The organism is Frigidibacter albus, assembly GCF_009908165.1.
GTDB lineage: Bacteria > Pseudomonadota > Alphaproteobacteria > Rhodobacterales > Rhodobacteraceae > Frigidibacter > Frigidibacter albus.
This window is the reverse complement of record NZ_JAAAUC010000012.1, coordinates 90,592-110,657: the sequence shown is the minus strand read 5'-3', so window position 1 is coordinate 110,657 and position 20,066 is coordinate 90,592. Positions and strand designations below refer to the sequence as shown.

Annotated in this window: 18 protein-coding genes; 12 read left to right on the top strand and 6 right to left on the bottom strand. The window is 66.9% G+C overall.

Features of this window, described 5'->3' with window-relative positions; translation table 11 throughout:
• The first annotated feature begins 74 nt into the window (after positions 1-74).
• A complete protein-coding gene (locus GVY41_RS17255; RefSeq protein ID WP_202456118.1) occupies positions 75-1,025 on the top strand; it encodes a LysR substrate-binding domain-containing protein in 951 nt (316 codons plus the stop codon).
• 254 nt (positions 1,026-1,279) lie between these two features.
• Here the strand turns inward: GVY41_RS17255 and GVY41_RS17250 are convergent, their stop codons facing one another.
• Positions 1,280-1,828: a peroxiredoxin gene (locus GVY41_RS17250; RefSeq protein ID WP_161347981.1), complete on the bottom strand. Its 549-nt coding sequence runs from the start codon at positions 1,826-1,828 to the stop codon at positions 1,280-1,282.
• A gap of 204 nt (positions 1,829-2,032) precedes the next feature.
• Here GVY41_RS17250 and lipA point away from each other — a divergent pair, with 204 nt between their 5' ends.
• Together lipA and GVY41_RS17240 are read left to right on the top strand one after the other, a co-directional pair.
• Positions 2,033-2,992: a lipoyl synthase gene (gene lipA, locus GVY41_RS17245; RefSeq protein ID WP_161347982.1), complete on the top strand. Its 960-nt coding sequence runs from the start codon at positions 2,033-2,035 to the stop codon at positions 2,990-2,992.
• Positions 2,993-3,122: 130 nt separating this feature from the next.
• A complete protein-coding gene (locus GVY41_RS17240; RefSeq protein ID WP_161347983.1) occupies positions 3,123-3,488 on the top strand; it encodes a hypothetical protein in 366 nt (121 codons plus the stop codon).
• Between the two features lie 362 nt (positions 3,489-3,850).
• On the opposite strand, the gene GVY41_RS17235 is transcribed toward GVY41_RS17240, so the two are convergent.
• Positions 3,851-4,429, bottom strand: coding sequence for a Panacea domain-containing protein (locus GVY41_RS17235; protein WP_161347984.1), 579 nt, complete (start codon positions 4,427-4,429; stop codon positions 3,851-3,853).
• Positions 4,430-4,494: 65 nt separating this feature from the next.
• Positions 4,495-5,457 carry an IS1595 family transposase gene (locus tag GVY41_RS17230; protein ID WP_161347985.1) on the bottom strand — a complete coding sequence of 321 codons (963 nt, stop codon included), beginning with the start codon at positions 5,455-5,457 and terminating at the stop codon, positions 4,495-4,497.
• Positions 5,458-5,560: 103 nt separating this feature from the next.
• On the opposite strand from GVY41_RS17230, the gene GVY41_RS17225 reads away from it, so the two are divergent.
• Positions 5,561-5,782, top strand: a complete 222-nt coding sequence (locus GVY41_RS17225) for a DUF6471 domain-containing protein (protein ID WP_161347986.1) — start codon at positions 5,561-5,563, stop codon at positions 5,780-5,782.
• A 29-nt stretch (positions 5,783-5,811) separates the two neighbouring features.
• Complete coding sequence (locus GVY41_RS17220) at positions 5,812-6,654, top strand: hypothetical protein (protein WP_163535504.1); 843 nt, start codon at positions 5,812-5,814, stop codon at positions 6,652-6,654.
• A 154-nt stretch (positions 6,655-6,808) separates the two neighbouring features.
• Here GVY41_RS17220 and GVY41_RS17215 read toward each other — a convergent pair whose 3' ends face one another.
• From GVY41_RS17215 to GVY41_RS17205, 3 genes are read right to left on the bottom strand one after another with little or no spacing between them, the layout of a single operon-like run.
• Entirely contained in the window at positions 6,809-7,279 is a 471-nt protein-coding gene (locus GVY41_RS17215; RefSeq protein ID WP_161347988.1) for a CinA family protein, read from the bottom strand.
• Positions 7,276-7,839 carry a phosphatidylglycerophosphatase A family protein gene (locus GVY41_RS17210; RefSeq protein WP_161347989.1) on the bottom strand — a complete coding sequence of 188 codons (564 nt, stop codon included), beginning with the start codon at positions 7,837-7,839 and terminating at the stop codon, positions 7,276-7,278. Before GVY41_RS17210 ends, GVY41_RS17215 begins: the two co-directional genes overlap by 4 nt.
• A gap of 35 nt (positions 7,840-7,874) precedes the next feature.
• Complete coding sequence (locus GVY41_RS17205) at positions 7,875-9,014, bottom strand: bifunctional 2-C-methyl-D-erythritol 4-phosphate cytidylyltransferase/2-C-methyl-D-erythritol 2,4-cyclodiphosphate synthase (protein ID WP_161347990.1); 1,140 nt, start codon at positions 9,012-9,014, stop codon at positions 7,875-7,877.
• A gap of 263 nt (positions 9,015-9,277) precedes the next feature.
• On the opposite strand from GVY41_RS17205, the gene dusB reads away from it, so the two are divergent.
• The 7 genes from dusB to GVY41_RS17170 all read left to right on the top strand — a co-directional run bounded on the left by dusB (position 9,278) and on the right by GVY41_RS17170 (position 19,958).
• A complete protein-coding gene (dusB, locus tag GVY41_RS17200) occupies positions 9,278-10,270 on the top strand; it encodes a tRNA dihydrouridine synthase DusB (protein ID WP_373283316.1) in 993 nt (330 codons plus the stop codon).
• Positions 10,267-11,376 (top strand): two-component system sensor histidine kinase NtrB, encoded by a 1,110-nt coding sequence (locus GVY41_RS17195; protein ID WP_161347992.1) that lies wholly within the window; start codon positions 10,267-10,269, stop codon positions 11,374-11,376. The genes dusB and GVY41_RS17195 overlap by 4 nt, the downstream gene beginning before the upstream one ends.
• A 12-nt stretch (positions 11,377-11,388) precedes the next feature.
• Positions 11,389-12,759 carry a response regulator gene (locus tag GVY41_RS17190; RefSeq protein ID WP_161347993.1) on the top strand — a complete coding sequence of 457 codons (1,371 nt, stop codon included), beginning with the start codon at positions 11,389-11,391 and terminating at the stop codon, positions 12,757-12,759.
• A gap of 179 nt (positions 12,760-12,938) precedes the next feature.
• On the top strand, positions 12,939-15,287 hold the full coding sequence (locus GVY41_RS17185) for a sensor histidine kinase NtrY-like (protein ID WP_161348107.1): 2,349 nt from the start codon (positions 12,939-12,941) through the stop codon (positions 15,285-15,287).
• Positions 15,288-15,307: 20 nt separating this feature from the next.
• Positions 15,308-16,729, top strand: a complete 1,422-nt coding sequence (ntrX, locus tag GVY41_RS17180; protein WP_161348108.1) for a nitrogen assimilation response regulator NtrX — start codon at positions 15,308-15,310, stop codon at positions 16,727-16,729.
• A gap of 277 nt (positions 16,730-17,006) precedes the next feature.
• The gene (trkA, locus tag GVY41_RS17175) at positions 17,007-18,383 is read left to right on the top strand and encodes a Trk system potassium transporter TrkA (RefSeq protein WP_161347994.1); all 1,377 of its coding nucleotides are present in this window, start codon (positions 17,007-17,009) and stop codon (positions 18,381-18,383) included.
• Between the two features lie 3 nt (positions 18,384-18,386).
• The gene (locus tag GVY41_RS17170) at positions 18,387-19,958 is read left to right on the top strand and encodes a TrkH family potassium uptake protein (RefSeq protein ID WP_161347995.1); all 1,572 of its coding nucleotides are present in this window, start codon (positions 18,387-18,389) and stop codon (positions 19,956-19,958) included.
• The last annotated feature ends 108 nt before the right edge of the window (positions 19,959-20,066 follow it).

The following is a 20,066-nucleotide window of genomic DNA, read 5'->3' as shown; positions in this document are numbered from 1 at the left end:
TTCTGTTGGGCGGACTATGCAGTCAGTCTGGAATAATTGGAAATTGCATTTTCTTGGGTTTTTGATAAGATTGACTGATGATAACGCTCCGCCAACTCAGCTACCTGACCGCCCTCGCCGAAGAGGCGCATTTCGGCCGGGCCGCGGCGCGGGTCCATGTGACCCAGCCGGCGCTGTCGATGCAGATCCGCGAGCTTGAAGGCGCGCTTGGCCTGACGCTGGTGGACCGGCTGCCGCGCGGGGTGCGGCTGACGCGGGCGGGGCATGAGGTGCTGGCACGGGCGGGGCGGATCCTGGCGGAAGTGCGCGAGATGGAATCGGCCGCCCGGCGCGGGGCGCTTGGCGGGGTGGTCACGCTGGGGGTGATCCCGACGCTGGCGCCCTATCTGGTGCCGCCGGCGCTGGCGGCGCTGCGCAGCGCCACCGACCTGCCGCAGGATCTGCGGCTGCGCGAGGCGGATACCGAAACGCTGCTGCGGGAATTGTCGGATGGGACGCTGGATGCCGCGGTGATCGCCACGCCGCCGGGGCCGGGGATGACCCAGCTGCCGCTGTTCGAGGACCGCTTCCTGCTCGCCGGCACTGCGGCCCGGCTGGCGGCGCTGGCCGGGCAGGCCGAGGCGCTGCGCCCGGTCTCGCTTGATCCCGACCAGCTGCTGCTGCTGGATGAAGGGCATTGCCTGACCGATCAGGCGCTGGAAGTCTGCGCGCTGGACCGGCGGCGGATGGGGGGAGGGCGCGCCCGAATCGATCTGGGCGCGTCCTCGCTGGCCACCCTCTGCGGGCTGGTGGCGGCGGGGATGGGGCTGACCTTCGTGCCCGAGGCGGCAGCGCGGGCGGAGTCCGCTGCCGCCCCGCAGATGGCGCTGATGCGCTTCGCCGCGCCCGAGCCGTCGCGCCAGGTGCGGCTGGTGCGCCGCGCGGCGATTGGCGAGGAGCCCTGGGTTCCGGCGCTGGCGCGGCTGCTGGCGGGGGCCGGGGCCGGGCTGCTGGCAGAGGCGCAGCGGCTGGTGCCGCGGGGGTGAGGACGGCGCCCCGGGCGGGAATAGGCGAGGCACTGCCTCGCCCCCGCCCGTGCGGGACCGTTCACCCGGAGCCGCTGGCATCCCTAGACCGTATGAGGACAGCGCCCGACCTGGCGGGCGAGAAGCGCCCGCCAGGTCGGGGCGGGGCGGGCGCTGGCCGGGCCCTTTGGGGGCCCGTCCGGATGGGTGAAAGGGCGGTGCGTGGCGAAGGCGATGGCCTTCGCCAATGCGGGGGGCGAAGTCCGAGTGCCCCCTTACGCCGCCCGTTCCTGCGCCGCATCGCGCAGCCAGGTCAGCACCGACTCCGGGCTCGACACGCCATAGGGATCTTCCCCGTGGTTGTCGCACAGGCCCGGTTCCTCGAACCATGCCTCGACCCGGCCATCGTTGATGACGGCCGCATAGCGCCAGCTGCGCAGGCCGAAGCCGAGGTTGTCCTTGCGCACCAGCATGCCCACGCGGCGGGTGAACTCGCCCGAGCCGTCCGGGATCACCTGCACATTGGCCAGGCCCTGCGCTTTCGCCCATTGGTTCATCACGAAGGCATCGTTCACCGACAGGCAATAGATCGCGTCGATCCCCTGCGCCTGGAACTCGGCGAAGCCGTTCTCGAAGCCCGGCAGCTGGAAGGTCGAGCAGGTCGGGGTGAAGGCGCCGGGCAGGGCGAACAGCACCGTGCGCTTGCCGCCGAAATAGTCGGCAGTTGTCAGCTCTTCCCAGCGATAGGGGTTCGGGCCGCCGATCGACTCGTCGCGCACGCGGGTGCGGAAGGTGACATCGGGAAGCTTGGCTCCGGCTTGCATCGGGTCTCTCCTGTTTGCATGACATTGCGGGCGCCAACCGGCCCCGCGATCCTCCCCTTGCCGCCCAATGTAGCCCCGATGCTGCGTTGCCGCAATGCATGGGCAGCAAGTTCGCTCCCTGCATGGCGGCCTTGCAGGCCCCGCAGCGGCTTTGCCAATCGGCTTTCGATTTGCTATTGCCGGTGCAACGGCAGGAGAAAGCCCATGTCCCCCCGCGATCTGACCATTCCCGACCAGCGCCACCCCGAAAAGGCCCACCGCCCCGATCAGGAGCAGCCCAAGAAGCCCGCATGGATCCGCGTCAAGGCGCCGACCTCGCAGGGCTACAAGGACACCCGCGACATCCTGAAGGCGAACCGGCTGGTCACTGTCTGCGAAGAGGCCGGCTGCCCGAATGTCGGCGAGTGCTGGAGTCAGGGCCACGCCACCATGATGATCATGGGCGAGATCTGCACCCGCGGCTGCACCTTCTGCAATGTCGCCACCGGCAAGCCGCAGACGCTGGATGCGTTCGAGCCGGGGCGGGTGGCCCATGCCGTCGCCACGCTGGGGCTGAACCATGTGGTCATCACCTCGGTGGACCGCGACGATCTGGAGGATGGCGGCGCCGACCACTTCGCCCAGACCATCCGCGCCGTCCGCCACCGCGCCCCCGGCACCACCATCGAAGTGCTGGTGCCCGACTTCCTGAAATGCGCCCCCTCGGCGCTGGAAACCGTGGTGGCCGCGCGCCCCGACGTCTTCAACCACAACCTCGAAACGGTGCCCGGCCTCTACCCCGAAGTGCGCCCCGGTGCGCGCTACTTCCACTCGCTGCGGCTGCTGCAACGGGTGAAGGAGCTGGACCCCACCATGTTCACCAAGTCCGGCATCATGGTCGGGCTGGGGGAAGAGGGTCCGGCCGTGCGGCAGGTGATGGATGACATGCGCGCCGCGGATGTGGATTTCCTGACCATCGGCCAGTATCTGCAACCCACCCCCAAGCATCACCGGGTGGACCGTTTCGTGCCGCCCGAGGAATTCGCCGCCTATGAGAAGGCCGCCTATGGCAAGGGCTTCCTGATGGTCTCGGCCACGCCGCTGACGCGGTCCTCCTACCATGCCGGGGACGATTTCGCCCGGATGCGGGCGGCGCGGCTGGCAAAGCTCGGTCTCGGCGCCTGAAGGAAGAAGGGGCTTTCAGCCCCCTCTTTGCCTGCGGCAAATTCACCCCCGAGGATATTTCCGGCCTTATGTAGCAAGCGCACCAAGGGCAGGACTGCACTCAAGCGGCTGAAACTGCTAGCTTCCGTCCATGCTGGACAAGACAATCAACAACGCCCTGTTGGCGCTACGCGCGCAGATCATCCGCGAGAACCTGGACGGGCTGGACCACGTCAATGCCCTGCTGATCCAGCGAGGGATTGACCCTGCCGCGCAGCATGTCAGGCGCAAGATACCTGCCGATAGCTGCAAGCAGCGCGAGGTGAAGATGATTGTGTTGGAAGCCCTGAGGGGCGGCGCCAAGCGGCCCGCGGAGATCGGGGCGCACTTCATGGCCTGCAAGCCCGGGGTAGCCCCAGACAGGGCCATGCCCCGCGTCTATCGGGCCATCTACAAGATGCGGGATGGTGGGGCTGTAGTGAAGGATGGCGGGGCGTGGAGGCTATCCCGAAGATAACCCCGCGCTTGGTAAACTAATTTTGTAGATACAACTTGATTTTTCTTGGCGTAAATCGTGAAACAAGAATGCCATCGCAGATGCTTGTTAGCATTGGTTCCGGCATGGGCCCTTTTGGAATAAACCGCCCTTGCGCGATGCCAGCATCAATCGTGACACACCGTTCTATGTCCGAAAAGTTATAGGCGGCATAACTGTCGTGGGTAATAAACTGGTGGTTACCCGGCTGGATGATGCAGGTTGGATCGCATTTCGGGCCCTTCCAGCTACTAATGCTAACCAAAACTACCTTGCCTAGATTGCATGGATTTGACGCGACAACAAACAGATGCAACCCATGAGGGGTTGGCATCAGGAATGTCTCACCACGGGTTGTTGGCATTCTGACCTTGTAGATCACTCAGAGCAGCGCGGAATTCCCGATAAACTTCTGTTCTCTTCGCAAACAACTCGGCATTTTCCACGCCAAGGAACCTCAAAGTGCGCTCAAGAGGGATGGGCGACGAACCCCCATTCGGGTCTTCCCACTCGGGACAGTTGTCGTGAGTCCAATCACGGATCGCATATTTCCCCATTTGGCCAAACTCCTGCCAAACGCTATTCATCACGTCCATCTCGGCGTCTGAAAGTTCATCTGTGTCGGCTTCACCAATTGGGCGCGCCAAGGCCACATTATGTCCTTCACGGTCTGAGATAAGAGCACTCCAGTCTTCTGACTCGCGGCTCCCCCCAACATATTCGTATGTCAGGGAGTTTACCGGCCCATGGGGCATAGAGACGTGGAGGTCATTAGTAATGGTAAAGCCGAAATCGGAGAGAAACTTGCGATCCGACAGGTAAACCAATTTTACAAGCTTCAATACGGGCATCAGCCCGCCTTGCTTGTCGCAAAAGAAAGCAGCTACCTGAGCGGCTTTTTTGGAGTTGAACCAGTTTTCCATGCAGGCAATCTAAGCGTTTTCAGTGTCAGATTCAACAGGTTAAGTCTTTGTTGGTTTTCAAGGCCTTAAGCCACCCGCTGCCAGTAGCCCTTCCACGCGCGGCTGACCGGCGCTTCCATTGCGTTCGCCACCAGCCCGAAGGCCATGACGCCGTTGCTCTTGCGGCGGTTGTCCTCAAGCCATGCGGCTTGGGTGGCGTACTGGTGCAGGTAGCGTGGGCTGACATGGTGGTGCTGGCCCACGACCATGCGGCGCAGGCGGGAGAAGTAGCTTTCCGCCCAGTTGGTGTGCTTGCCGTGGTCGCTGTAGATTTCGCTGTGGTTCACGCGGTCCACCGACCAGCCTGCATGCAGCAGATCCCAGTGCGAGGCTTCATCCGCCGACAGGGTCGCCATGCGGTCCACGTTGGAATGCACCAGCGCCACGCCTTCGGACTCTGCCATGGTGACGACAGGCAGGGTGCGGCCAAGGCGTTCGCGCATCACGACGACCACGCGGCGCTTGCCCGTCTGGTGTTCTTTCAGGCGGCGGTCCTTGCGGTCAGCCTTCGCGTTTTCGGGGCGGATATGACCGCCGAAGTAGGCACCATCAACTTCGACGTGGCCGCGCAGGACTTCGCCGGTGTGAACTTCGCGGGCCATCGCTTCGCGCAGCTTGTGAGCCAGGACGAAGGCAGTCTTGTATTGGCAATCCAGATCGCGGGAGAGCTGCACCATCGACACGCCCTTGGAGGCGTTCACGGTGATGCAGATCGCCGCCAGCAGGTCAACGAACGCCATCTTGCGGCTGGCGAAGATGGTGCCAGAGGTCACGCTGAACTGGCGGTAGCAGCCCTTGCACTTGAACTTGCGGCGGGTGGTGATCTTGTAGGTTTCGCAGCAACCGCAGTCGGGGCAAACAGCCTCGCCATCGGTTTCCGGCCAGCGCATCTTGCAGAACGTGTCGTGCGCAGCTTCTTCGCCAGCCTTGTAGATCGCCTTGAGGCTCAGGGTGCGAGCCGCTGCGGAAAGGAGGAAGTGCTGTGCCATTTGTCATCGCCTGCGTTACCTATGTAACGTATATAGTGCGTTGACGTATCGCGCGCAAGGGCATAAGTAACGTATACAGTGCTTTTATTTGCGGAGGCGATACATGCCAGAACAGACTGACTGGGAGATGATGGCGGCGAACCTGCTCAAGGCCGAACTCAAGCGAAAAGGCGTGACATATGCGCAACTTGTCGAAAAGCTGTCGTCGATGGGAATCGACGAAAAGGAGGTGAATGTCCGCAACAAGCTTTCCAGAGGGAAGTTCAGTGCGGCGTTCTTCTTGCAATGCCTGATCGCGGTAGGGACAGACACAGTTCGATTGTAGCGTTTGCCGTATTTGTCTGCTTACTGATCGTGGCTTTGATAGGATGGTACGAAGGGTTCAAGCAGGGGCAGGAAAGCCACCAAGGCACAAGCGCCGAGGCCTATAAACAACAAGCTGACGCCCAGATAAATGCCGCATGCCTCGCTCTTTCCGGAGTCCCCCAGTATGAATGCATAGCCCAGGCTATAAGCGCCGAACGTGAACAGCAGCGGGCCGAGCAGGATCTTGATGCCCAACAGCAGATGGCCGAATGGGCTAGGTGGATGCTGATTGCCACCGTGATTATGGCTGCTGTGACTGGCTTTGGTGTTGTTTTCGTCTGGCAAACCCTCAAGGCCACCCAAGACATGGCCAAGGAAACGTCTCGGATAGGCGAGGCGCAGGTGCGGGCCTACTTGGGGCGCGAATCTTGCGCCGCGTGGGAGGGCACCGGCGTTGAATTTTGTGGAACCATCACAAACTGCGGGAACAGCCCTGCAATAAATGTCTACATGATGCTTGAGTTGACGTACTTTCGAAGCATTGGCGAAAACACATTCGAAATTCGTGAGTTTTATACTATTCCACAGTCTATCGGCACCGTCCCTGCCCACGGCCAATTTGGAACGGGGAGAGTAGCCTTCCTTGGTTTCTTTGGCGGAGGTGGAGGGACTTACGATGTTCGGTTCGCTAATCTCTGCCTCTTGGGGCAAGACGCATTCGGCCATGAAATCTCCTTTTTCGGACCCATTGGGTATTTTCAGAGCTTTGACGAATACGACAAGAAAAAAATCCATCCTGGGAACATCACCCCCGGTGATATGCATGGAAATCGCAGGAAGTCCTTGAGCTCCATGAGGGAGTGGGTTGCCAAGGCAGAAAAGCACAAGTAGCGCGCAGAGCATCACTCACGCCCCGCCGTGCTTGGTGCGCTTGCTACATAAGGCCGGATATTTCAGCCAGCAAGAAGCCGCACGCTCTTGTGCTTCTTGCTGGCGAAAATATCCCGGGGGGAGTCCGAAGGACGGGGGGCAGCGCCCCCTCTTCTTACTTGGCCGCCCCGATCAGCAGGTCCAGCGCATGATCGACCGTGGCCGCGCGCACCGCGCCGCGGCCGAGGGCGCCGAACTCCACCGTTTCCACATGGGTCTCGCCGCCGCGGCGGGCGAGGCCGAAGCAGACGCGGCCTTCGGGCTTGTGCTCCGACCCGCCCGGCCCGGCGATGCCGGTGACCGACACCGCAAGGTCCGCCTCCGACCCGATCAGCGCGCCCACGGCCATTTCCAGCGCCACCGCCTCGCTGACCGCGCCATGCTCGGCAAGCGTTTCGGCGCGCACGCCCAGCATCGCCTGCTTCGCTGCGTTAGAATAGGTGACGAAGCCGCGGTCGAAGATGTCCGACGATCCGGCCACCTCGGTGATCGCGCCCGAGATCAGCCCGCCGGTGCAGCTTTCGGCGGTGGCGATGGTCAGGCCGGCGGCCCGAGCGACGGCGAGGAGAGTAGCGGCGCGGCTCACATCAGCAGCCCATGCGAGAGGCCGGCGGCGATCATGGTCGCCACCCCGGCAAAGAGCCCGGCGAAGAGGTCGTCGAGCATGATCCCCGGCCCGTCGGCGCGGCGGTCGGCGCGGCCGATGATCGACGGCTTCCAGATGTCGAAGAGGCGGAAGAACAGGAAGGCGGCGACCCAGCCCGGATAGGGGAAGTGCCAGCTGTCCAGCCCCATCAGCCAGAATCCTGCGGAGGGGAAGAGGAGTGCCAGCCATTGCCCCGCCACCTCGTCGATCACCACTTCGGACGGGTCCTCGCCCGGACGGTCCTCCAGCACCCGCCCGCAGGCCCAGAAGCCCGCGGCGGTCGCCAGCAGCGTCGCCGCCAGCAGCAGCCAGACATGGCCGATCCCGTGCAGGACCAGCCCCGCGCCGATGGCGGCGGCCGAGGCCCAGGTGCCCGGGGCAGGGCGCAGATAGCCGATGCCCCCCACCGTCGCCACCAGCAGCGCCGGCGTCCAGGGCCCGCGGCGCAGCTTCTTCGGCGGGTTCGGGTCCAACCGCTCTTCCAGCGTCTCGCGTTCCATCTGCAATCCTCTCAGGCGACCGCGGTCGCGGTGGGTCAGGCGACCAGGGTCGCGGTGGCAATGGCGGCGATGCCTTCCTCGCGGCCGGTGAAGCCCAGCCGTTCCGAGGTGGTGGCCTTGACCGACACCCGGTCAGGCGCAATGCCCAAGATGCGCGCCAGTTCCGCGCACATCGCTGCGGCATGGGGCCCCACCTTGGGCCGCTCGCAGATCAGCGTTACGTCGACATTGGTGAGGGTATAGCCGCGATCCCGCGCGAGGGCGGCGGCATGAGCGAGGAAGATCTCGCTGGCGGCACCCTTCCACTGGGGATCGGTGGGTGGGAAATGCCGGCCGATATCGCCCGCCGCCAGCGCGCCATAGATCGCGTCGGTCAGGGCGTGCATGCCCACATCGGCATCGGAATGGCCCAGAAGGCCGCGGCCATGCGGGACTTTGACACCGCAGAGCGTGACATGGTCGCCCTCGCAAAAGGCGTGAACGTCAAAGCCATTGCCCAGTCTTACGTCCATCGCGGGCGCTCCCTTCCGGCGGTGCAGGATAGCCTCGGCCCGGGCGAAATCGCCGGGGAAGGTGATCTTGATATTCTCCTCCTCGCCCTCGGTGATGGCGACGTCAAGCCCGGCGGCGCGGGCGATGGCCACATCGTCGGGCGCCTCCGCCGGGCCGGAGCGATGCGCGGCGAGGATGGCGGCGAGGTCGAAGCCCTGCGGGGTCTGCGCGCGGAACAGGCCCTCGCGGTCGCGGGCGCCGGTGACGCGGCCCCCGGCGCCGGTCCAGAGCGCATCGGTGACCGGCAGCGCGGGCGCCGCGCCGGGGGCTTGGTCGAGGGCGGCCAGCACACGGGCGATCAGCGCCGGGCTGGTCAGCGGGCGGGCGCCGTCCTGGATCAGCACGCGGGTCACGCCCGAACCCTCCAGCAGCTCCAGCGCTGCGCGCACGCTGGCGGTGCGGGTGGCGCCCCCGGCGACCAGTGTCACCTCGCCGCCGAATTCGGCAATGCCGCGGGTCATGTCATCGGGATGCAGCACCAGCACCGTGCGGCCGATGTGGGCGAAGGCGTCCAGCGTGTGGCGCAGCACCGGAACGCCGCCAAGCGCCTGCCATTGCTTGGGTTCCGGCCCGCCGGCGCGGCTGCCGCGCCCTGCCGCCACGATGATTGCCGCGGTTGTCATGTTGCGGTCCTCCGGGCCCCTGCTGTACCGGAGCCGCCAAGGCCGGGCAAGCACCGCGGCGGGGTGTCGCAGCGCGTTAATCTTCCGCGCAAGGCGATGCACCGGGCATGTCTGCCCAAATAACAGGCATACAAACATTTTGGCCTCGCGCGGGCGGGCCAGAGATTGCGATTCCCCGGGCAAGAGATTAGCTCCTACCCAACCGCACAAGGATTAGGCAGTTGTCCATTCAGGTGGCAAACCTCACGCTCGACCCGCCAGTGATGCTGGCGCCGATGGCTGGAATCACCGATCTGCCCTTCCGGCGGCTGGTGGCGCGCTTTGGCGCCGGGCTGGTCGTGTCGGAAATGGTGGCCAGCGGCGAGATGGTCACCGCGCGCCCCTCGGTGCGGGCCAAGGCGCGGATCGACCTCGGGCTGGACGCGGCGGGTCTGACTTCGGTGCAGCTGGCGGGGCGCGAGCCGGGGCCGATGGCCGAGGCGGCCCGGATGGTGGCGGATCTGGGCGCGCAGGTGGTCGATATCAACATGGGCTGCCCGGCGAAGAAGGTGACCGGCGGCGCGTCGGGCTCGGCGCTGATGCGGGTGCCGGACCATGCACTGCGGCTGATCGAGGCGGTGGTGGGGGCGGTCACGGTGCCGGTGACGCTGAAGATGCGGCTTGGCTGGGACAGCGATTGCCTGAATGCCGCCGATCTGGCGAGCCGGGCCGAGGCGGCGGGGGTGCGGATGGTGGTGGTGCATGGCCGCACCCGGATGCAGTTCTACAAGGGCCGGGCGGATTGGGCGGCCATTGCCGCGGTGCGCGCGGCGGTGGGCATTCCGGTGGTGGCGAATGGCGACATCGTTGGCGCAGATGGAGCGCGGCAGGCGCTGGCGCAGTCCGGTGCGGCGGGGGTGATGGTCGGGCGCGGGGCGCAGGGCGCGCCCTGGCGGCTGGCGGAGATCGCCCACGCCCTGCACGGCACCCCGGCGCCCGAGGTGCCCTATGGCGCCGCCCGCGCCGATCTGGTGGCCGAGCATTACGAGGCGATCCTGGGCTTCTACGGCCGCGACCTTGGCCTGCGCATCGCCCGCAAGCATCTGGGCTGGTATGCGGGTGTTGCCGGGGCGGCGGCGGGCCTGCGCGCCGCGCTGATGGTGGCACCGGGTCCGGGGGCCGTGCTGGCGCTGATCCGCAGCGGCTTTGCCGCGACGGATGCCGCAAGCGAGGCCGAGGCCGAGGCCGACGCGCAAAGCGAAAGGGCCGCCGCATGAAGAAGCGCGCCCCCGATCTGCCCGCGCCCGGCTCGATATGGGCGTCCTTGCCCACCCCGGCGCTGCTGCTGGATGCGCAGGACCGGGTGATTGCCATCAACCCGGCGGCGGAGTCGTTCCTGAACCTCTCCACCCGCTCGATGCAGGGCCAGCCGGTGCTGGACAAGCTGGCCATCGACGCGCCGCTGGAAGAGGTCTTCGCCCGCGCCCGCGCCAACCAGTCGGCGCTGTTCCTCAACGATGTAGATGTCGGCACAGGGGAGCGTGCGCCGGTGGTGTGCAACCTGCAGGTGGCGCCGCTGAACGACGATCCGGGTACGCTGCTGCTGACCATCGCCCCGCGCGAGCTGGCGGACCGGCTCGGCCGGTCACAGAACGTCAAATCGGCGGCGAAATCGGCGATCGGCATGGCCGAGATGCTGGCGCATGAGATCAAGAACCCGCTGGCCGGCATTTCCGGCGCGGCGCAGCTGATCTCGATGAATGCCAGCGCCGAGGACCGCGAGTTGACCGACCTGATCGTCGAGGAGACCCGCCGCATCGTGAAGCTGCTGGAGCAGGTGGAGCAGTTCGGCAACCTGCGCCCGCCTGAACAGCGCGCCGTCAACATCCATGACGTGCTGGACCGCGCCCGCCGCTCATCCCTCGTCGGCTTCGCCGCGCATATGCAGATCGTCGAGGATTACGACCCCTCCTTGCCCTCGACCCTCGGCGATGGCGACCAGCTGCTGCAGGTGTTTCTCAACCTGCTGAAAAACGCCGCCGAGGCCTCCAAGGGCAAGCCGGGGGTGATCCGCATCCGCACCTTCTATGACATGGCGCTGCGCTTGCGCCGCCGTGACGGCACCGGCCGCTCGGTGCCGCTGCAGGTCGAGATCATCGACAACGGCCCCGGCATCGCGCCCGACATCGCCTCCGAAATCTTCGAGCCCTTCGTGTCGGGGCGCGAGAACGGCACCGGCCTTGGCCTCGCGCTGGTGTCGAAGATCATTTCCGACCACGGCGGCTGGATCAGCGTCGATAGCGTCCCCGGCAAGACCGTTTTCCGCATTTCGCTGCCCATCGCGCCAAAAGGCACCGATGGGAACGGCACAGAGACCCCGTAGGAGAGACTGACCATGGACGGCACCGTTCTTGTCGCAGATGACGACCGCACGATCCGCACCGTGCTGACCCAGGCGCTGACCCGCGCCGGATGCAAGGTGCATGCGACCTCGTCGCTGATGACGCTGATGCGTTGGGTCGAGGAGGGGAAGGGCGATCTGGTCATCTCTGACGTGATCATGCCCGATGGCAACGGGCTGGAGGCGCTGCCCCGCATCGCCAAGGAACGGCCCGGCCTGCCGGTGATCGTGATCTCGGCGCAGAACACCATCATGACGGCGATTCAGGCGGCCGAGGCCGAGGCCTATGACTACCTGCCGAAGCCCTTCGATCTGCCCGACCTGATGAAGCGCGCCGCCCGCGCGCTGGAACAAAAGCGCCGCGCCGTACCCGCCAAGCCGGCCGAGCCGCGGGCCGAGCCGGGGGATGATCTGCCGCTGGTCGGGCGCACCCCGGCGATGCAGGCGCTGTACCGGCTGGTGGCGCGGGTGATGAACACCGATCTGGCGGTGCTGATCACCGGCGAGAGTGGCACCGGCAAGTCGCTGATCGCCCGCGCGATCCATGATTTTTCCGACCGCCGCACGCTCCCGTTCGTGGTGGCGCAGGCGCAGGACCTGCAGGGCGCCGATGGCCCCTCGGCGCTGATCGCCCGGGCGCGGGGCGGCAGCCTGGTGTTCGACGAGGTTGGCGATTTCGACGATGACGCGCAGGGCCGGATCGTGCGGCTGCTGGACACGCTCGGCAGCAACGCCCCGCGGATCATGGCCACCAGCCAGATCGACCTTGGCCGGCGGATGGAGGGCGGCGGCTTCCGCCAGGACCTGTTCTACCGGCTGGGCGGCGTGACCCTCGCCGTGCCCTCGCTGCGCGAGCGGGTCGACGACATTCCGGCGCTGGCCGAGCATTTCCTGACCCGGGGCGAGCGCGAAGGCTTTTCCCTGCGCCGGCTCAGCCCCGAGGCGATGGAGCTGATCCGCGCCTACAGCTGGCCCGGCAACGTTCGTCAGCTGGAAAACACCGTGCGCCGCCTGCTGGTCACCTCGCCCGAGGAGGAAATCGGCCGCAGCGAGGTCGAGGCGATCCTTGGCAGCCAGCCGGCGATGGAGCCGATGAAGGGCGGCGGCGAGGGCGACCGGCTGTCGGCCTCGGTCGCCAAGCACCTCAAGCGCTATTTCGACCTGCATGGCGGCGCGCTGCCTCCTCCGGGCCTCTATGGCCGCATCCTGCGCGAGGTGGAGATGCCGCTGATCGAGATCGCGCTGGATGCCACCGCCGGCAATCAGGCCAAATGTGCCGACCTTCTGGGAATCAACCGCAATACCTTGCGCAAGAAGATCACCGAGCTGGATATCCGCGTGACACGCCGCCGCAAGTTGATGTAAAAGCGCCACAGCATCTGTGGCCCGCAGGCGCCAGTGGCGCCGCCATTCCGGCAGGGCCGCGGCCGCGCCCCGAGGGGCTGTGGAGCAGAGGCGCGAGGCACCCAGCGTGACGGCAAGATCATGACGGCAACAGCGTGACGGACGAGGACCTGTCTGGCAAAGGCGCCGCGCCTGCGGCGCTGGCTGCGGCGCGCAAGCCTGCACCGGGCAAGGCCAGTGCGCGGCCGTCCTGGGAGCGGCTGGCGCGCCTGCGCCGGCTGAAGCGGGTGCAGAACATCGCGACGATCGGGCTTGTCCTTCTTGGCCCGGTTCTGGCCTTCGGGACCTTCATGGCACTGGGGCCGTTCGATCAGGGCGCCTCGTCCTTCGGCTTGCGCGCCGTCATCCTCGCCGACCTCGTCTATATCCTGCTGGTGGCCGGGCTGGTCTTTGCGCGGCTGGCGCGCATGGTCGCCGCCCGCCGCGCCCATTCCGCCGGATCGCGGCTGCATCTGCGGCTGACGGGGGTGTTCGCCGGGATGGCGCTGGTGCCGACCATCCTTGTTGCGGTGTTCGCCGGGCTGACGGTGAATATCGGGCTCGAGGGCTGGTTTTCCGACCGGGTGCGCCAGGTGCTGGGATCTTCCCTCGCCGCCGCCGAGGCCTATGAGGCCGAGCACCGCACCGACCTTGTCACCGATGCCGAGGCGCTGGCCGGCTACCTCAACGTCGCGCGGCAGGCGGCCTTCTTCATCGCCGACAGCGACCTGCGCCAGCTGCTCACGCAAGGCCAGGCCCAGATCCAGCGCGGGTTGCGCGAGGCCTATGTGATTGACGGCGGCGGCGAGATCCGGGCGCGGGGCGAGCGCAGCTACCTGTTCGATTACGAACTGCCGGGCGCCGCCGACCTTGCCATCGCCGCCACCGGCGAGACGGTGGTGATCCAGGACTGGGACAGCAACGAATTCCGGGCGCTGGTCCGGCTCGAGGCCTATGCCGACCGCTACCTCTATGTTTCGCGCAATGTCGATGGCGAAATCCTCAGCCTGCTGGATGAAACCCGCAAGACCGTGCAGCTGTACCGGCAGCTGGAATCCGACCGGGGCCGGGTGCTGTTCGAATTCTCGCTGCTGTATCTCGCCTTCGCGCTGATCCTGATCCTCGCCGCCGTCTGGCTGGGGCTGTGGTTCGCGGAACGGCTGTCGCGCCCGGTCGGGCGGCTGGCGGGCGCCGCCCAGCAGATCGGGGCCGGAAATTTCGACGTGCAGGTGATCGAGGAGCGCGGCGACGACGAGATCGCGATGCTGGGCCGGATCTTCAACCAGATGGCGCGCCAGCTGAAGGGCCAGCGCGGGGCGCTGGTCGCCAGCCACCACCAGACCGAAGAACGGCGGCGGCTGTTCGATTCCGTGCTGGGGTCCGTCACCTCTGGCGTGATCGGGCTGGATGCGGGCGGGCGGATCGACTTTCTGAACCGCTCGGCGATCCGCCTGCTGGCGCTGGACCCCGGCCTGCCGCATGAGGGCCCGCTGGGAGAGACGGTGCCCGAGTTCGAGGGCCTGCTGGCGCGGCTGCGCGAGGGGCTGGGTGAGACGGTGCAGGAGGAAATCCGCCTCAGCCGCGAGGGGCGGCTGGAAAGCCTGCTGGTCCGCATGGCCATGCGCCGCGGGGCGGACGGGCGGCTGGAGGGCTATGTGGTCGCCTTCGACGACGTGACCGAGCTGGTCAGCGCGCAGCGGATGGCGGCCTGGGGCGATGTGGCGCGGCGGATCGCGCATGAGATCAAGAACCCGCTGACCCCGATCCAGCTGTCGGCCGAGCGCATCCGCCGCAAGTTCGGGCGCACGATGGAGGAAGAGGATGCCGAGGCTCTGGGGCAGATGGTCGACGTCATCGTGCGCCAGACCGGCGATCTCCGCCGCATCGTCGATGAATTCAGCCGCTTTGCCCGGATGCCGGAGCCGGACCGGCGCGATCACGATCTTGCGAAGCTGATGCGCGATGCTGTGGCTTTGCAGGAAGGCGCGCTACACGGGGCAAGGCTGGTGGCCGACCTGCCCGCCGGGCCGGTGATGGTGGAGCTTGATGCAACGATGATCGGGCAGGCGGTGACGAACCTTGTTAAGAACGCCGGAGAAGCCGTTGAAACGCTTGTGGAAAACGGCGCCCCCGAAGGCTACGAGCCCGAGGTGCGCGTCAGCATGACAGAGATGCCCGAACAGATCATCCTGCGCATCATGGACAATGGTGCCGGCCTGCCCGCCGACCGGGCGCGGCTGTTCGAACCTTACGTCACGACACGCGCCAAGGGCACCGGGCTCGGCCTTCCCATCGTCAAGAAGATCGTCGAGGAACATGGCGGCAGCCTGACCCTGACCGACGCGCCGGCCTTTGCCCCCGGCGCCCACCGGGGCGCGCTGGCCGAGATACGGCTGCCCCGCGCCCGCGCCGGCCGCGGCATCCGCGACGCCGCCCCGCATGACCCGCAGACCCCATCCGATACCTCTGCCCCCGATACCTCTGCCCCAGACCCGGAGACGCAATCATGACCCCGAACCGCGACAGCAAGATGGGCGATATCCTGATCGTGGATGACGAGCGCGACATCCGCGAGCTGATCTCGGATATCCTGCGCGACGAGGGTTTCACCACCCGCCTTGCCGCCAATTCCGACGAGTGCATGACCCAGATCAACGCCGAGCCGCCGGCGCTGATGATCCTCGACATCTGGCTGAAGGACAGCCGGATGGACGGGATCGACATCCTCAAATCGGTGAAACGCGACAATCCCGATGTGCCGGTGGTCATCATCTCGGGCCATGGCAATATCGAGATCGCCGTCGCCGCGATCAAGCAGGGCGCCTATGACTTCATCGAGAAGCCCTTCAACATCGACCAGCTGATGGTGGTCATCACCCGCGCGATGGAAACCAGCCGGCTGCGGCGCGAGAATGCCAGCCTGCGCCGCCGCGATGTGACCTCGTCCGAGATGATCGGGAGCTCGCCGGCTTTCCGCGGCCTCAAGGCGCAGCTCGACAAGGTCACGCGGTCGAACGGGCGGGTGATGCTGACCGGGCAGCCGGGGTCCGGCAAGGAAGTCGCGGCGCGCTACATCCACGTCAATTCCAACCGGGCGAGCGGGCCGTTCGTGTCGGTGTCTTCGGCCTCGGTCGAGCCCGAGCGGATGGAAGACGTGCTGTTCGGGCGCGAAAGCCCGGACCGCGGCGTGGAAAAGGGCCTGCTGGAACAGGCGCATGGCGGCATCGTCTATTTCGACGAGGTGGCCGACATGCCGCCCGGCACCCAGTCCAAGATCCTGCGGGTGCTGGTGGAGCAGCAGTTCACCCGCGTCGGCGGGTCCGACAAGGTGCGCGTCGATCTGCGCGTCATCTCCTCCACCACCCGCGACCTGCCCGCGGAAATCGCCGCGGGGCGCTTCCGGCAAGAGCTGTTCGACCGGCTGAACGTGGTGCCGATCCCGGTGCCGCCGCTGAGCGAGCGGCGCGAGGATATCCCCGAGCTTGCCCGGCACTTCATCGCCATGTTCAACCGCAGCCAGGGCCTGCCGCTGCGGGCGCTGTCGGACGAGGCCGAGGCGCTGATGCAGACGATGCATTGGCCCGGCAACGTGCGCCAGCTGCGCAACGTGATCGAGCGCGCGCTGATCCTGGGCGAGGGCAATGGCCCGATCGAGGCGCGCGAACTGCCCGGCCATGCCCCCGATCCGGGCAGCGAGGAGGGCCGCGTGGTGCTGGCCGGCGCGCTGGCGACGCTGCCGCTGCGCGAGGCGCGCGAGCTGTTCGAGCGGGAATACCTGCTGACCCAGATCAACCGTTTCGGCGGCAATATCAGCCGCACCGCCAGTTTCGTCGGCATGGAACGCTCGGCCCTGCACCGCAAGCTGAAGTCGCTGGGGGTGGTCACCACCTCCAAGGCGGGTGGGCGGATCGCGCATCTGGACGAGGATGAGGACGAGGCGGCCGGGGAGTAGACCTTTCTTCCGGCGCGGGGCCGCAGGGCAAGGGGGGCGCCGCCAACCCGGACGGTTCCAAATTCTGATGCGACCGCCCAGGTGGGCACGCACGAGCCCGCCCCCCAGATACGTTTCGGGCGGGGGCGGTCACATCAGAATTTCGCCCGCGGCCGCAATTCTGAAGATCTCCTCTAGCAGCGCATCGTCGCCGTCCCGCCGCGGTTGACCTTTCCGGGGCCGCGCGCCATCAAGTGGATCAGCCCGCCCAAGTTCCGGCGGCAGGAGTGACCGGCACATGAAGATCATCATCTGCGGCGCGGGCCAGGTCGGCTGGCAGATCGCGCGGCACCTGTCGGGCGAGAAGAACGACGTCACGGTGGTGGACAGCAACCCCGAGCTGGTGCGCCGCGCGGCCGATACGCTCGACGTGCAGGGCGTGGCCGGCTTCGCCTCCTACCCTGACGTGCTGGAGCGGGCGGGGGCGCGCGACGCCGACCTGATCATCGCCGCCACCCATTCGGACGAGGTGAACATGGTCACCTGCCAGGTGGCCCATTCGGTCTTCGGCATCACCCGCAAGATCGCGCGGGTACGGGCGCAAAGCTATCTCGATGCGATCTATTCCGACCTCTACCGCACCGACCATCTGCCCATCGACGTGGTCATCTCCCCCGAGCGCGAGGTGGCCGAGGCGGCGTTGCAACGGCTGGCAGCGCCCGCGACCTTCGATACCGAGCATTTCATGGGCGGGCGGGTGCAGCTTCTGGGCATCGCGCTCGATGAGGATTGCCCGGTCCTCAACACCTCGCTGCGGCAGTTGACCGACCTTTTCTCGACCCTGCGCGCCATCGTCGCCGGGGTGCGCCGCGAGGGGCGCCTGTTCGCGCCCGAGGCGGAAGACCAGCTTTATGCCGGCGATCAGGTCTATGTCTTCTCGCATGTCGAGGATGCGAACCGCACGCTGGAGATCTTCGGAAAATCGACCAAGAAGCAAGAGCGCATCGTGATCATCGGTGGCGGCAATGTCGGGCTTGCGGTGGCCCGCGCGCTGGAGCGGCGCACCGACCGGATCCGCTGCAAGGTGATCGAGCGCGACCGGGCGCAGGCCGAGCGCGCGGCGGATGCGCTGGAGCGGACCATCGTGCTGAACGGCGACGGGATGGACATGGACATCCTGCAGGAAGCCAATATCGACCGCGCCGATGCGGTGCTGGTGGTGACGGATGATGACAAAACCAACATCCTCGCCGCGGTGCGCGCCAAGCAGGCCGGCTGCCCGATGGCGATTGCGCTGGTCAATGACCCGACGCTGGTGCCGCTGATGGGCCCCTTGGACATCGACGCCTATATCAACCCGCGCGCCACCACCGTGTCGTCGATCCTGCGCCATATCCGGCACGGCCGGGTGCGCGAGATCTACTCCATCGGCGATGCCGAGGCCGAGGTGATCGAGGCGCAGGTGCTGTCCACCTCGCCGATCGCGGGCCGGCTGATCCGCGACATCGAGTTCCCCGAAGGTGTGCTGGTCGGCGCGCTGCTGAAGGGCGAGACGGTGGTCAAGCCGCTTGGCGATACCAAGGTCGAAGAGGGCAACGTGATCCTGCTCTTCGTGATGGCGGGCGACGTGCCGGAGGTCGAGCGCCTTCTGCAGGTCTCGATCGACTTCTTCTAGCCCATGGGCAAGATCCTCGAACTGCCGCTCTTGGTGATCCTGATGGGGGTGGGGGCGCTGGCGATGCTGGTGCCGGCGCTGCACGCCTGGGCGATCCGCGATTGGGACGTGGCGCGGGCCTTCCTGTTCCCCTCGGTGCTGTTCCTGGTGCTGACGGCGCTGATCGGCATCGCCTCGGCCGCGCGGCGCCCGGCCAATCCGGCGCGCAGTCACCTGCTGGCGATGCTGGGGGCCTTCGTGCTGCTGCCATTGATGCTGGCGGTGCCGATGAACGAGGCGGTGCGCGATACCGGCTATTTCAACGCCTGGTGGGAGATGGTGTCCTCGCTGACCACCACCGGCGCCACGCTGTTCGAGCCTTCCCGCTTGCCGCCTTCGGTGCATCTGTGGCGGGCGCTGGTGGGCTGGCTTGGTGGGTTCTTCATGCTGGTGGCGGGGGTGGCGGTGCTGGCGCCGATGAACCTTGGCGGCTTCGAGGTGACGGGCGATGGCAGTTCTGCCGGCGCCGCCGCGCCGGGCGGCGGATCGGCGCGCACCGCGGGGCAGGGGCAGCCGGGCCCGGCAACCCGCCGCCCGGGCCGCGCGCTGCGGTCGAGCCAGACCGGCGACCGGCTGGTGCGGCATACGCTGGCGCTGATGCCCGTCTATGGCGCGCTGACGCTGGTGCTGTGGTCGGCGCTGCTGATCGCGGGCGATACGGCGCTGGTGGCGGTCTGTCATGCGATGGCGGTGATGTCGACCTCGGGCATCTCGCCGGTGGGCGGGCTGGCGGGGGCGCAGTCGGGCTTTGTCGGCGAGGGGCTGATCTTCGTCTTCCTGCTGCTGGCGCTGTCACGGCACATGATGCCCGCTGTCGGCACCCGCTGGAGCCCAGTGCCGCTGATGCGTGACCCCGAGATCCGGATGGGCCTTGCGCTGATGGCGGCGGTGCCGGCGGTGCTGTTCCTGCGCCACTGGATCGGCGCGGTCGAGGTGAACGATGTCGAGGATATTCCCGCCGCGACCGAGGCCGCCTGGGGCGCGGTCTTCACGGTGCTGTCGTTCCTGACCACCACCGGCTTCGAATCCGCCGGCTGGGACGATGCGCGCTTCTGGTCCGGCCTGCCGACGCCGGGGCTGGTGCTGGCCGGCCTCGCCATCATCGGCGGCGGGGTGGCCACCACGGCCGGCGGGGTCAAGCTGCTGCGGGTCTATGCGCTCTACCGTCACGGCGAGCGCGAGTTGCAGAAGCTGGTCCATCCCAACTCGGTCGGGGGCGGCGGCGCGGCGGCACGGCGGATGCGCCGGCAGGGCGCGCAGGTGGCCTGGGTGTTCTTCGCGCTCTTCGCCATGTCGATCGCGGTGACGATGCTGGCGCTGACGCTGACCGGGCTTGGCTTCTCGCCCGCCACGGTGCTGACCATCGCGGCGCTGTCCAACACTGGCCCGCTGGCGGCGATTGCCGCCGAGGTGCCGCTGGCCTGGGCGGCGCTTGGCGAGACCGCCAAGGTGATCCTTGCAGCGGCAATGGTGTTGGGGCGGCTCGAGACGCTGGCGATCATCGCGCTGCTCAACCCCGAGATGTGGCGGGGCTGACATCCGCCGACCGCTCGGCAAACTGCGGCGCAGAAGCAGCATTCATGGCTGCATCTGCGGCAAGATGGCCACATCGGGACATTTTCGGGTGGAAACTGCCGGAAAGCC

Coding starts and splice junctions, on each gene's coding strand:
- GVY41_RS17250 (WP_161347981.1), bottom strand. CDS start 1,828: ATGCAAGCCGGAGCCAAGCTTCCCGATGTCACCTTCCGCACCCGCGTG.
- lipA (WP_161347982.1), top strand. CDS start 2,033: ATGTCCCCCCGCGATCTGACCATTCCCGACCAGCGCCACCCCGAAAAG.
- GVY41_RS17240 (WP_161347983.1), top strand. CDS start 3,123: ATGCTGGACAAGACAATCAACAACGCCCTGTTGGCGCTACGCGCGCAG.
- GVY41_RS17235 (WP_161347984.1), bottom strand. CDS start 4,429: ATGGAAAACTGGTTCAACTCCAAAAAAGCCGCTCAGGTAGCTGCTTTC.
- GVY41_RS17230 (WP_161347985.1), bottom strand. CDS start 5,457: ATGGCACAGCACTTCCTCCTTTCCGCAGCGGCTCGCACCCTGAGCCTC.
- GVY41_RS17225 (WP_161347986.1), top strand. CDS start 5,561: ATGCCAGAACAGACTGACTGGGAGATGATGGCGGCGAACCTGCTCAAG.
- GVY41_RS17210 (WP_161347989.1), bottom strand. CDS start 7,839: ATGGAACGCGAGACGCTGGAAGAGCGGTTGGACCCGAACCCGCCGAAG.
- GVY41_RS17205 (WP_161347990.1), bottom strand. CDS start 9,014: ATGACAACCGCGGCAATCATCGTGGCGGCAGGGCGCGGCAGCCGCGCC.
- dusB (WP_373283316.1), top strand. CDS start 9,278: ATGCTGGCGCCGATGGCTGGAATCACCGATCTGCCCTTCCGGCGGCTG.
- GVY41_RS17195 (WP_161347992.1), top strand. CDS start 10,267: ATGAAGAAGCGCGCCCCCGATCTGCCCGCGCCCGGCTCGATATGGGCG.
- GVY41_RS17190 (WP_161347993.1), top strand. CDS start 11,389: ATGGACGGCACCGTTCTTGTCGCAGATGACGACCGCACGATCCGCACC.
- ntrX (WP_161348108.1), top strand. CDS start 15,308: ATGGGCGATATCCTGATCGTGGATGACGAGCGCGACATCCGCGAGCTG.
- trkA (WP_161347994.1), top strand. CDS start 17,007: ATGAAGATCATCATCTGCGGCGCGGGCCAGGTCGGCTGGCAGATCGCG.
- GVY41_RS17170 (WP_161347995.1), top strand. CDS start 18,387: ATGGGCAAGATCCTCGAACTGCCGCTCTTGGTGATCCTGATGGGGGTG.